11 protein-coding genes are annotated in these 11934 nt (G+C 64.7%); 8 read left to right on the forward strand and 3 right to left on the reverse strand.

The features are described from left to right. Position 1 precedes the first annotated feature (1 nt). The 5 genes from NYR54_RS09735 (at position 2) to NYR54_RS09755 (ending at position 5188) form a co-directional block, all read left to right on the forward strand. Positions 2-913 (forward strand): SMP-30/gluconolactonase/LRE family protein, encoded by a 912-nt coding sequence (locus NYR54_RS09735; protein ID WP_261515450.1) that lies wholly within the window; start codon positions 2-4, stop codon positions 911-913. Beyond that, positions 910-2100 carry an ABC transporter substrate-binding protein gene (locus tag NYR54_RS09740; protein WP_261515451.1) on the forward strand — a complete coding sequence of 397 codons (1191 nt, stop codon included), beginning with the start codon at positions 910-912 and terminating at the stop codon, positions 2098-2100. The genes NYR54_RS09735 and NYR54_RS09740 overlap by 4 nt, the downstream gene beginning before the upstream one ends. Before the next feature lies 1 nt (position 2101). Further along, a complete protein-coding gene (locus tag NYR54_RS09745) occupies positions 2102-3304 on the forward strand; it encodes a CaiB/BaiF CoA transferase family protein (protein WP_261515452.1) in 1203 nt (400 codons plus the stop codon). Further along, positions 3305-4240, forward strand: a complete 936-nt coding sequence (locus NYR54_RS09750) for a PfkB family carbohydrate kinase (RefSeq protein WP_261515453.1) — start codon at positions 3305-3307, stop codon at positions 4238-4240. A 243-nt stretch (positions 4241-4483) separates the two neighbouring features. Next, on the forward strand, positions 4484-5188 hold the full coding sequence (locus NYR54_RS09755) for an MIP family channel protein (RefSeq protein WP_261515454.1): 705 nt from the start codon (positions 4484-4486) through the stop codon (positions 5186-5188). A gap of 57 nt (positions 5189-5245) precedes the next feature. On the opposite strand, the gene aptA is transcribed toward NYR54_RS09755, so the two are convergent. Together aptA and NYR54_RS09765 are read right to left on the reverse strand one after the other, a co-directional pair. After that, a complete protein-coding gene (gene aptA, locus NYR54_RS09760) occupies positions 5246-6574 on the reverse strand; it encodes an omega-aminotransferase AptA (protein WP_261515455.1) in 1329 nt (442 codons plus the stop codon). A gap of 216 nt (positions 6575-6790) precedes the next feature. Further along, positions 6791-7966, reverse strand: coding sequence for a CaiB/BaiF CoA transferase family protein (locus NYR54_RS09765; RefSeq protein WP_261515456.1), 1176 nt, complete (start codon positions 7964-7966; stop codon positions 6791-6793). Between the two features lie 121 nt (positions 7967-8087). Between NYR54_RS09765 and NYR54_RS09770 the strand changes: the two genes are divergently transcribed. Then, positions 8088-8519 carry a CBS domain-containing protein gene (locus tag NYR54_RS09770; RefSeq protein WP_261515457.1) on the forward strand — a complete coding sequence of 144 codons (432 nt, stop codon included), beginning with the start codon at positions 8088-8090 and terminating at the stop codon, positions 8517-8519. 35 nt (positions 8520-8554) lie between these two features. On the opposite strand, the gene NYR54_RS09775 is transcribed toward NYR54_RS09770, so the two are convergent. After that, on the reverse strand, positions 8555-9496 hold the full coding sequence (locus NYR54_RS09775) for an alpha/beta fold hydrolase (RefSeq protein WP_261515458.1): 942 nt from the start codon (positions 9494-9496) through the stop codon (positions 8555-8557). 143 nt (positions 9497-9639) lie between these two features. Between NYR54_RS09775 and ettA the strand changes: the two genes are divergently transcribed. After that, positions 9640-11289 carry an energy-dependent translational throttle protein EttA gene (gene ettA, locus NYR54_RS09780; protein ID WP_261515459.1) on the forward strand — a complete coding sequence of 550 codons (1650 nt, stop codon included), beginning with the start codon at positions 9640-9642 and terminating at the stop codon, positions 11287-11289. 128 nt (positions 11290-11417) lie between these two features. Then, positions 11418-11798, forward strand: a complete 381-nt coding sequence (locus NYR54_RS09785) for a response regulator (RefSeq protein ID WP_261515460.1) — start codon at positions 11418-11420, stop codon at positions 11796-11798. Positions 11799-11934 lie beyond the last annotated feature (136 nt).

Raw genomic sequence — 11934 nt, forward strand, 5'->3', positions numbered from 1 at the left:
CATGACGAGATCACCCTTTACACATGAGGACCCGGCTGTGCTGCCGCTCGACCGTGTGTCGGTGTTCTTCGACGGCCAGTACTCCGATCCCCGCCTGCATCATCCCGAGGGGGTGGCCGTGGCGGCGGACGGCTCCGTCTGGTGCGGCAATGCGGAAGGGGACATCGTGCGCATCGACCCGCGCACGGGAGCCATAGAGCGCCTGGCGACGACGGGCGGCTTCACGCTCGGGCTGGCCTTCGAGGGCGACGCGAATCTTTACGTCTGTGACCAGAAGAGCGCCGCCGTCTGGCGTCTTCATCTCTCCGACCGCTCGCTGACGCGCTTTACCGCGCCCGGAATACGCATACCGAACTATCCGGTGGTCGATCCGCACCGCAACTGCCTCTACGTTTCCGACAGCTTCGGCGCAGGGGCGGCCGGTCCGGGCGTGTGGCGCTACGACCTTTCGAGCGGGGAGGGCGAGCTCTGGTGGCGCGAGCCGATGCAGTTTGCGAACGGCATGGCGCTCTCGGAGGACGGCAGGACGCTGTATGTGGTCGAAACCTTCGGGCGGAAGGTGAGCCGCATCGAAATCGGGCCGGACGGCCTGCCCGCGGGGATCGGCGTGGCGGCGGAAAACCTACCGGGCCTTCCCGACGGCATCGCGCTCGACGAGCGGGGCGATCTGTTCGTCTCTTGCTACGAGCCGTCCCGCATCCTCCGGATCGATAGGTCGGGCAGGCTGGACGTCTATGTCGAGGACCCGGAGGCACATCTGCTGTGCCATCCGACCAACATCGCCTTCGACGGAAAAACGCTTTACGCGGCCAATCTCGGCCGCTGGCACATCGCCAGCATCGAAACCGATACCAGCGCGCCGCCTCTGGCGGCGATGGTCGGCATCCACATGAAAAAGGGAGCATCGTCTTGACCGTCCGTCTGCGCGGCATCACCTGGGATCACTCGCGCGGCTTCGACCCGCTTGCGCGGAACGTTGCCCGCTTCACCGCCCGTCATCCGCACATCGAGGTCGAATGGAGCCGGCGGAGCCTGCGCGATTTTGGCGTTCAGCCGGTGGAGGAACTGGCGGAGCAGTTCGACCTTCTGGTGATCGATCATCCCTTCACCGGGCGGGCGCATGCGCTCGGTTGCCTGCGCGATCTGAAACCGCTCTTTCCCGCCGCGTTCCATGCCATGCTCAATCGGGAAAGCGTCGGCCCGTCCACGCGCTCCTATGACTACGCGGGCAGCATCTATGCCCTGCCGACGGACGCGGCGGCGCAGGTGGCAAGCTACCGTCCCGACCTGCTCGACCGGCTCGGACGGGAGGCGCCGCCCCGCACCTTCGCGGAGGTTCTGGAGCTCGGACACGCGGCGCGGGCGGCCGGGCTTTGGTTGGCCATGCCCTCCTGCCAAAGCGATGCGGCCTGCCTCGTCGCCACCCTTTCGGCCAATCTCGGACATCCGATCCAGCCTTGGTCGGACCGGCTGCTGGCGCCCCATGTCTTTGACGCGGTGCTCGATTACCTGCGCCAACTCGCGGAGCTCTCGCATCCGCTCTCGCGCGACTGGAACCCGATCGCGACCTATGACGCGATGTCGAGCGGAGACGAGATCGTCTACGTTCCCTTCGCCTTCGGCTATACCAACTACTCGCGGCAGGGCGTGGCAAAGCCTCTGATTTATACGAATATAGCCGGGCCGGGTCCCGACCCCGCGGCCGGCACTATCCTGGGCGGGGCGGGATGCGCGATTTCGGCCCGCTGCCGCGAGGTCGAAGCCGCGGTGGAATATCTGAGCTGGGTGCACCAACCGGAGCACCAGGCGGGGGACTACTATCGCGAAGGCGGTCAGCCCGGACTGCGCAGCGCCTGGCTCGATCCGGAGGCGAACGCCGACTGCCGCAACTTCTTCACCGGCACTCTGGAAAGCATGGACAAGGCCTATCTGCGCCCGCGCTTCGACGGGTTCATCCCGGCTTTCGAGCATATGGGCGAGCTTGTCCATGAATGGCTCAAGAACGGCGGCGACAAGGCGTCGCTTATCCGGGAAGCAAACGACACCTATGCGCGGGCGAGCGAGAAGGCCGCCCGCAGGCTACTTATGGAAAAGGACTGACATGCCCAAGGCACTCGAAGACGTAACCGTTCTGGACTTCAGCCATCTGCTGCAGGGGCCGTTCGCGACCCAGCTTCTTGGCGATATGGGCGCGCGCATCATCAAGGTGGAGCGGCCCGGGCAGGGCGACCTGTTCCGCACCATGACGTTCAAGAACCGCTGGGTGGGCGGGACGGAAAGCCCCAATTTCCTGGCCTGGAACCGCAACAAGCAATCCATAGCCATCGACCTGAAGGCGCCCGAGGCTAAGGAGGTGCTTTTCAAGATCGCGGAGAAGGTGGATGTCGTCATCCAGAATTTCCGCCCCGGCGTGATGGAGCGGCTGGGCTATGGCTATGAGGCTTTCAAGAAGGTCAATCCCCGCATCATTTACTGCTCGGGCTCCGGCTATGGCGAAAGCGGCCCATATGTGACCCGGCCGGGCCAGGACATGCTGCTGCAGGGCCTGACGGGACTGGCCGCCGCGACCGGCAGGCGGGACGGTCCGCCGGTGCCGGTGGGCGCGGGGTTCGCCGATCAGATAGGCGCCATGAACATGGTCTACGGCATTCTGAGCGCGCTCTACTGGCGCGAGCGCTCCGGCAAGGGGCAGGAGATCAAGGTGGATCTTCTCTCCGCCCTGTTGCAGCACCAGAACCAGGAGATGGTCTGGGTCATGAACTTCGGGGAGAATCTGGAGCGCCCCAATTCCTCGATCGGCCATCCCGGCATGGACGCGCCCTTCGGGCTCTATCCCGTCAAGGACGGATGGGTCTCGATCGCGATGAGCCCGTACCGCAAGCTGGTGGATGTGCTGGGAGCGCCCGATCTGCTCGTCTATGACGATCCGGAGACGCTTTATGTGAAGCGCGACGAGATTTGGGAGAAGCTTGCGGAAGAGACGCGCAAGTGGACCAAGGCCGATCTTCTGGAGGCGCTGCTGGCCGCCGACATCTGGTGCGGCGAGATCAAGACACACCTCGACGTCATGGACGATCCGCAGGTGCGCCATATGGGTCTCGTCACGAGCTACGAGCATCCGCGCGCGGGCACGGTCAAGGTGATCGGGCCCGCCGTGAAGATGAGCGAGACGCCGCCCGAGATCGCGCGCCCGGCGCCGATCGTCGGCCAGCACACGGAGGAAATCCTGCGCGACTTCGGCTTCTCCGAGGAAATGATCGCCAGCCTTCGCGAGCGCGGCATCATCGAGCAGGGCGAAGCCTGAATGCCGGGGCCGGTGGCGGCGGGCGGCGCGCACAGGGGCGGGCGCATCTTCTTCTGCGGCTCGGCCACGTGGGACACGATCTACCGCGTCGAGCGGATGCCGGCCGGACCGGGCAAGGTCCTGCCGACGGCCATGGTGGAGATTGCCCACGGCATGGCGGCAAGCGCAGCCGCCACCGCGGCCAGGCTGGGTGGCAGTGCGTCCCTCATCTCGCGCATCGGATCGGATGCGGTGGGCGCCCGGATCATTGCCGATCTGGAACAAGCAGGCGTCGATTGCCGCCACGTGCGGACCTTCGAGGGTGTCGGCTCGCCGCTTTCCACCGTGATCGTAGACGCGGAAGGCGAGCGGCTGGTCGTGCCGTTCTATCCGCCCGGACTGGGCAGGGAGACCGGCTGGCTGCCGCTCGAGGAGATCCGCACGGCGAGTGCCGTGCTCGTGGACATCCGCTGGCCGGAAGGGGCGGCGGCCGTGCTCGATGCCGCGCGGGAGGCGGACATACCGCGCGTTCTCGATGCAGATGTGGGCGAGCCCTCCGTGATCGCTGCGCTTACCGAAAGGGCAAGCCACGCCGTCTTCTCCGAGCCTGCTGCGCTGGCGGTCAGTGGAGCCTCCAACGTGCCCGAGGCGGTTCGGTCACTGGCTTCGCGGTTCTCATGCTTCGTCGCCGTCACGGCGGGCGGCGAAGGGTGTTTCTGGATGGACGAGGCGGGCGAAATCTGCCAGGAGCGGCCGCCTCGGATCAAGGCCGTCGATACGCTTGCGGCGGGTGACGTGTTCCATGGCGCATTCGTCCTCGGTCTTACCGAGGGCATGCCGGTGCGGCAGCTCATCCGTTTCGCCAACGCGGCGGCCGCCCTGAAATGCACGGTATTCGGCGGCCGTGCGGGAACCCCGTCGCGCGATCAGGTGGAGGCGGCACTGGCGGCGGTTTAACACTCGCCGCCTTCAACCGCGCGCCGCAAATCAATCGCGTATCGCCGTTAGTTTCCGCCGTAGATGACGCGATAATCAATCGCGGAACAAATCGGTCCGGCGTCGCTGTTTCCGCTGTGCAAAGCCCGTAAATGCAACGGTTTGCCCGGCGCGATCCTGCGCCAAGTTTACCGGCAGGTTGCTTTCCCTATTCATTTGTAGAACTGTTCCGCCCGCAACAGCACATGCGAGGTGATTCGCGCCATGAAAACTTATCTTGCAGAAGTATTCGGCACGTTCTGTCTTGTGTTTATCGGCTGTGCCACTGTGGTGACCGGTGGTTTCGGCGGTCTCATTCCCACGGGCGGTGCGCTTGCCATAGGCTTCGCTTTCGGGATCACGGTGATCGCCATGGCCTATGCGATCGGCCCCATCTCGGGCGCCCATCTCAATCCGGCCGTCACGCTCGGTGTGTATCTGGCCGGCCGGCTGCCGGCCAAGGACGTGGCCCCCTATATGGCGGCGCAGGTGGTCGGCGGCGTGATCGCTGCCCTTCTTCTCTGGATCATCGCCTCCGGTTCGGCGGACGGCGCACCGGCCAATCTGGCGGCCAACGGGTGGAGCAATTATTCCACTGCCGCGGCCTTTATCGTGGAACTGGTGGCGACCTTCCTGTTCGTGATGGTCATTCTCGGCGTGACGTCGGAGAAGCACAGCACCGCAATGGCAGGTCTCGTCATCGGCCTGACGCTGACGGCCATTCATCTGTTCTCGATCACGATTACCGGTACATCCCTCAATCCGGCGCGTTCGATCGGGCCGGCTCTGTTCTCGGGCGGGGCTGCGATTGCCCAGCTCTGGCTGTTCATCGTCGCGCCGCTTCTGGGCGGTGCCGCCGCCGGCCTTGTCTACAAGGCGCGCATGTTCGAGGCTGCCGAGACCGGGCCCATGAAAAAGGCGCGGGCCTGAAAAAGACCATAGGCGAAAGTCCCGGTCTGTCTTTGCCGGGGCTTTCGCCGCACAATATCAATCGATGGCGTTGAGGGCCTTTCTTACCTGATCGACGATTTCATCGATCTGATCCTTGGTGATGATGAGCGGCGGGGAAAGGGCGATGATGTCGCCCGTCGTGCGCATGAGAAGCCCGTTCTCGAAGGCCTTCAGGAAGGCAGAGAAAGCGCGCTTCGTCGGCTGGCCGGGGATGGGCTCCAGCTCGATGGCGCCAACCAGGCCGATGTTGCGGATATCGATCACGTGCGGCGCATCCTTCAGGGAGTGCAGCGCATTCTCCCAATAGGCCCCGAGTTCCTCACCGCGGTTGAGCAGGCCTTCCTCCTTGTAGGTTTCCAGCGTTGCCAGGCCCGCCGCGCAGGCGATCGGATTTCCCGAATAGGTGTAGCCGTGGAAGAACTCGATCATGTGCTCGGGTCCGGTCATGAAGGCATCGTGTATCTCCTTCCTCACGAACACCGCACCCATGGGGATCACGCCGTTGGTGACGCCCTTGGCGGTGGTCATGATGTCCGGCACGACGCCGAAGTAATCGGCGGCAAAGGGCGTACCCAGCCGGCCAAAACCGGTGATGACCTCGTCAAAGATGAGCAGAATGCCGTGCTTGTCGCAGATTTCGCGCAGGCGCTTGAGATACCCCTTGGGCGGGATGAGCACGCCCGCGGAACCCGCCACCGGCTCAACGATGACGGCGGCAATGGTCGAGGCGTCGTGCAGGGCGACGATGCGCTCCAACTCGTCCGCCAGCTCCACTCCGTGCTCCGGCTCGCCGCGGGAGAAGGCGTTTTTAGTGAGCAGATGGGTGTGCGGCAGGTGGTCCACGCCTGTGAGCAGCGTGCCGAACATCTTCCGGTTGTTGACGATGCCGCCGACGGACGTGCCGCCGAAATTGACCCCGTGGTAGCCGCGCTCGCGGCCGATCAGGCGGGTGCGCGAGCCTTCCCCCTTCACCCGGTGATAGGCAAGCGCGATTTTGAGCGCCGTTTCGACGGATTCGGAGCCGGAATTGGTGAAGAACACATGGTCGAGCCCTTCCGGCGCAACATCGACAAGACGGTTTGCGAACTCGAATGCGATCGGATGGCCCATCTGGAATGCGGGGGCATAGTCGAGCTTACCCGCCTGCTCGCGGATCGCTTCGGTGATCTTCGGCCGGCAGTGGCCGGCGTTTACGCACCACAGGCCCGACGTGCCGTCAAGCACCTTACGCCCGTCATCGGTGGTATAGTGCATGTCCTGAGCGGCAACCAGCATGCGCGGCGCCTGCTTGAACTGCCGGTTCGCCGTGAACGGCATCCAGAATGCGCTAAGGTCGTTCGGCCGTTTGTCGAGCCGTTCCAGCATAGCCAAGCCTCCGTTTTTCTGTCGTAGCGGCCGAGGTTCGCCCGGAAGGCGGTCCCGCATTTCGGCCGACGTTAGCATTGCCGCCGGGGCGGCGGTCAAGAATGTTGCCCGCCATTCTAGGCCGTTGCGCGCCGCCATGCCCGCGCCAGCATCGGGTGTGCAACTGGGCCAGACCGGCGGCATGAAGCCGCAGAGCCGGGGCGGCCCTAGCGGCAGTTAGTCTTCATCGAGCCCCAGCTCGCGGAGAATCTCCCGTGTGTGCTCGCCCAGGCGGGGGCTTGGACGCTGGTAGGAGAGCGGCGTTTGCGACATCACCATCGGCGCGCGGACGGACGGGATGTGGTTTCCGCTGGCGTCCTCCAGATCGAGTCTCATGCCCCGGGCGACGGTCTGGGGATCGGCGAACATCTGGGCGATCGTGTTGATGGGGCTTGCCGGGACGCCTGCTTCCTCGAGCTTTGCGAGCAGGTCGTCGCGCGCGAAGGCTTTCAGCCTCGGCGCGATCTCCGCGCGCAGCTTTTCGCGGTTGGCGACACGCGCGGCGTTGGTCGAAAAGCCGGGATCGGCCGCGAGTTCCTCCCGCTCGATCACGCGGCAGAAGCGTGCGAACTGCCCGTCATTGCCGACCGCCAGGATGAAGTGGCCGTCCTTGACCTCGAACACCTCATAGGGCGCGATATTGGGGTGGGCATTGCCCATGCGCGTCGGGGCCGTGCCCGACACAAGGAAATTCAGGTTCTGGTTGGCAAGCACCGCGATCTGCGTGTCATAGAGCGCCACGTCGATGAACTGGCCTTCGCCGGTCCTTTCCGCATGGCGGAGGGCCGCCTGGATGGCAATAACGGAGTAGAGTCCGGTGAAGATGTCGGTGACGGCCACGCCCACCTTCTGCGGCTCGCCGTCGGCAGAGCCGGTGATCGACATGAGCCCCGACATGCCCTGGATGATGAAATCGTAGCCTGCGCGCGGCGCGTAGGGGCCATTCTGGCCGAAGCCGGTGATGGAGCAGTAGACGAGGCGCGGATTGACCGTCTTCAGGCTCTCGTAATCGAGGCCATATTTCTTCAGGCCGCCGACCTTGAAATTCTCGATGAGGACGTCGGCTGTGGCGATCAGCTTCAAAAGGATTTCGCGATCCCGTTCCTTGCCGAAGTCGAGGGCGATGGAACGCTTGCCGCGATTGCATGCGTGGAAATATGCGGCCGAAAGATTTTCGCCATCGGCGCCGACAACGAAGGGCGGGCCCCAGCGGCGCGTGTCATCGCCGCCCTGCGGATTTTCGACCTTGATCACGTCGGCGCCAAGATCGGCGAGCATCTGGCCGGCCCAGGGGCCGGCGAGGATGCGCGCAAGCTCGATGACGCGAAGTCCCTTCAGCGGAGGCTCAGCCATGGCGGCAGCAGGTTCCTTGGGTGCTGACACGGGAAGCGATTTCCGGGGCAGTGTAGTGAAACATCATGGCCCTAGCCTTGTTTCGTCCGGAAAACAACCGCTCGAAGCAGGAGAACGGGCCATGCAGATACAGGAGATCATGACAAGGTCGGTCGATCTGATCGATCCGGACGCCACCATATGCGAGGCGGCCCGCAAGATGCGTGCGGACAATATCGGCGCGCTGCCGGTGGGCGAGAACGATCGGCTGATCGGGATGGTGACGGACCGCGACATCGCCATGGGCGCCGTGGCCGAGGAGCGCACCGCCGGCAACACGACCGTGCGCGAGGTCATGTCGGAGCGGGTCGCCTACTGCTACGAGGACGACGATGCGAGCCACGTAGCCGAGCTGATGGCGAAGCATCAGGTGCGGCGGCTGCCTGTCATCAACCGGGACAAGCGGCTGGTCGGCATCGTGTCCCTCGGCGATCTCGCGCGCCGCGACGGACATTCCGCAGGATTTGCGCTGGAGGGCGTTTCCGAGCCGAGCGACGAGCAGCGGCGGATGTGAGCTGAGGCGCGCAAGTCGTCAGCGCGGCGGAGGGCTCAGTCCGTTCGCCGCGCGCTCACCCTTTCGGCCCAGGTGGCGAACTCCCCCATGATGAGATTCCGATTCAACTCGTTCAGAGATTCGTGCCGGTTTTCCGCGTAGAGGCTTGTTTCCAGATTCAAAAAGCCCTTTCGGCGCAGGTGCGATTCAAGGCGCAGGACCGCGCGGCCATAGCTGGTGACGGGATCGGCTCCGCCGCCCACGAGCCGGATCGGCAGGTCCTTCCGCAGGGCAGCGAAAGCGCCAGGAGCCGCGATCGCGAGGCTGAAATCGAAAACGGCTTCCCATACCCCAACCGCCGGTGCGAGGCCGCATGAGGGATCGGCCATGAAGGCTCCGACGCTTTCGCGGTCCCGCGAGAGCCAGTCGAACGGCGTGCAGGCATCGGGCACGGCGTCTGCCCAGGCCTGGAAGGTGAAGCGCGGCAGAAGGCGCGAGGGCACATCCGAGCCGAGGCGGAAGCGTTCCCAGGCGAGCACGGCTTTGGCGGCGCGGGCCGCAAACCGGGACGGAAAGGGCATGTTATAGGCGGCAACGCCCGCCACCGACAGGCTCCGGCGGGCGAGAATGGCCAGCACGACCATCGCGCCCATGGACTGTCCGAACAGGAAGACTGGCAAGTCCGGATGGCTCTCCGAAACATGCCTGTGCACGTCCAGGACATCCGCAAGGACATTGCGCGCCGCGGGCCGTGGCCCGAAAGAGCCTCGGGGCGTAGCCGGCGCCGCGGTTGCGCCGTGCCCGCGATGATCATGTGCGTAGACATGGAAGCCGCGGCCGGCGAGAAAGCGGGCGAAGGGGCTGTAGCGGCCCGCATGCTCGCAAAGCCCGTGACTGATCTGTACGACGCCCCTCGGCCTTCCCGCGGCGGGCTCGACATAAAGGCGAAGGGCGGCCCCCGTGGACGTCTCGAGCGTGGTCGCGGTGTGGAATGCCACGTTGCTCCCCGAAGGTGTTTGGCCTACATACGCGGCAATTTGTGAATAGTGAATGGTCAATGGTGAATGGTTTGGCTGGTGCCGAGCGTCGGCGGTTATTCCCATTCACCATTCACCCGACACCATGGAGCAGTTTCGCCCAAATGGCACGACAGTTCATCTACCACATGGCCGGCCTCAGCAAGGCCTACGGAGCCAAGAAGGTTCTCGACAACATCCATCTCTCCTTCTACCCGGACGCCAAGATCGGCATTCTGGGCCCGAACGGCGCCGGCAAGTCCACCGTACTCAGGATCATGGCCGGGATCGACAAGGAGTTCACCGGCGAGGCCTGGCTCGCCGAGGGCGCGACCGTCGGATACTTGCCGCAGGAGCCGCAGCTTGATCCCGCGCTCGACGTGATGGGCAACGTCATGGAAGGCGTGGCGGCGAAGAAGGCCATCCTCGACCGCTACAACGAGCTGATGATGAATTACTCCGACGAGACGGCGGAGGAGGCGGCGAAGCTCCAGGATCAGATCGACAGCCAGAACCTGTGGGACCTCGAATCTCAGGTGGAGATGGCGATGGAGGCGTTGCGCTGCCCGCCGGGTGATGCGGACGTGACGAAGCTTTCGGGTGGTGAGAAGCGCCGCGTCGCGCTCTGCCAGCTTCTCCTGCGCCAGCCGGACCTGCTTCTTCTCGACGAGCCGACCAACCATCTGGACGCCGAGACCACGGCGTGGCTTGAAAAGCATCTGCGCGAATATCCGGGCGCGGTGCTGATCGTCACCCACGACCGCTATTTCCTCGACAACGTCACAGGCTGGATTCTGGAGCTCGACCGGGGGCGCGGCATTCCCTACGAGGGCAACTACTCGGCCTATCTGGAAAAGAAGGCCAAGCGCATGGAACAGGAGGGCCGCGAGGAGGCCGCCCGCCAGAAGGCGCTGGCACGCGAGCGCGAGTGGATTGCCGCAAGCCCGAAGGCGCGGCAGGCCAAGTCCAAGGCCCGTATCCGCGCCTATGAGGAGCTGGTGCAGGCGGCGAACGAGCGGCGGCCGGGCGATGCCCAGATCATCATTCCGGCGGGCGAGCGGCTGGGCAATGTGGTGATCGAGGTCGAGAACCTTTCGAAGGGATATGGCGACCGGCTTCTGATCGACAACCTCTCCTTCAAGCTTCCTCCGGGCGGCATCGTCGGCGTCATCGGCCCGAACGGCGCCGGCAAGACCACGCTCTTCCGCATGATCACCGGGCAGGAGCAGCCCGACAGCGGCACGATCCGCATCGGCGAGACGGTGAAGCTCGGTTATGTGGACCAGAGCCGCGATGCGCTCGATCCGAACAAGACCGTGTGGGAGGAGATTTCGGGCGGCAACGACATCATCAAGCTCGGCAAGCACGAGGTTAACTCCAGAGCCTATTGCTCCGCCTTCAACTTCAAGGGCGGCGACCAGCAGCAGAAGGTAGGCACGCTTTCGGGCGGCCAGCGCAACCGTGTGCACATGGCCAAGCTCTTGAAGGAGGGCGGCAATGTCATCCTGCTCGACGAGCCGACCAACGACCTCGATACGGAGACGCTGGCCGCGCTCGAGGATGCGTTGGAGAACTTCGCCGGCTGTGCCGTCATCATCTCGCACGACCGCATGTTCCTCGACCGGCTGGCGACCCACATCCTCGCCTTCGAGGGCGACAGCCATGTCGAGTGGTTCGAGGGCAACTTTGCGGAGTACGAGGCCGACAAGATCAGGCGGCTTGGGCCGGAGAGCGTCAACCCGAAGCGGGTGACATACAAGCGACTGACGCGGTAAGCGGCCGCGGCGGGTGCGGAAACCGGCGCAACCCCTTGTGAACCAAAGCCGGTTTCGCGCGTTGAGCTTATCCGGGCGCGGCTCTCCGCGCTCGGCTGCCATCGTCTCCGGCCGCGACCGAGGTTCCCATGACCGTTTTTTCCGGCAAGTTGAGTGGCATTCGCGTTCTCGTCGTCGAGGATGAGGCGCTCGTGGCCATGGATCTTGAAATGATCCTGGAGGACCTCGGCTGTGCCGTGGTGGGACCAGTCATGCGCCTGGACCGCGCCGAGGCGCTGGTGAAGGCGGATGTGGAGGCGGATGCGGCCATCCTCGATGTCAATGTGGGCGGGCTGCAGGTCTTTCCGCTGGCCGCGCTGCTGGCGGAGCGGGGCGTGCCGATCGTCTTTGCGACGGGATATGACAGCTCCGGCATGCCCGCGGAATGGAACGGGCGGCCGACGCTCCAGAAACCCTATACGGTTGAGGATGTGGCCAGGCGCCTTCTGCAGGCTATCGCAGGCGCTTAGAGCGGCGTGAGAACAGACGCGGCGGCGGTGCCACTCGTCATTCATCTACGGTCGCGCTTTCCTGCCGCCATCCCGGCCATGTCCCTGTCATCCCGGCGGTGCGAAGCGAGAGCCGGGATCAGGAAGAAGGTGGGGA

The organism is Chelativorans petroleitrophicus (assembly GCF_025398195.1).
GTDB lineage: Bacteria > Pseudomonadota > Alphaproteobacteria > Rhizobiales > Rhizobiaceae > Chelativorans > Chelativorans petroleitrophicus.

Coding starts and splice junctions, on each gene's coding strand:
- NYR54_RS09735 (WP_261515450.1), top strand. CDS start 2: ATGACGAGATCACCCTTTACACATGAGGACCCGGCTGTGCTGCCGCTC.
- NYR54_RS09745 (WP_261515452.1), top strand. CDS start 2,102: ATGCCCAAGGCACTCGAAGACGTAACCGTTCTGGACTTCAGCCATCTG.
- NYR54_RS09750 (WP_261515453.1), top strand. CDS start 3,305: ATGCCGGGGCCGGTGGCGGCGGGCGGCGCGCACAGGGGCGGGCGCATC.
- NYR54_RS09755 (WP_261515454.1), top strand. CDS start 4,484: ATGAAAACTTATCTTGCAGAAGTATTCGGCACGTTCTGTCTTGTGTTT.
- aptA (WP_261515455.1), bottom strand. CDS start 6,574: ATGCTGGAACGGCTCGACAAACGGCCGAACGACCTTAGCGCATTCTGG.
- NYR54_RS09765 (WP_261515456.1), bottom strand. CDS start 7,966: ATGGCTGAGCCTCCGCTGAAGGGACTTCGCGTCATCGAGCTTGCGCGC.
- NYR54_RS09770 (WP_261515457.1), top strand. CDS start 8,088: ATGCAGATACAGGAGATCATGACAAGGTCGGTCGATCTGATCGATCCG.
- ettA (WP_261515459.1), top strand. CDS start 9,640: ATGGCACGACAGTTCATCTACCACATGGCCGGCCTCAGCAAGGCCTAC.
- NYR54_RS09785 (WP_261515460.1), top strand. CDS start 11,418: ATGACCGTTTTTTCCGGCAAGTTGAGTGGCATTCGCGTTCTCGTCGTC.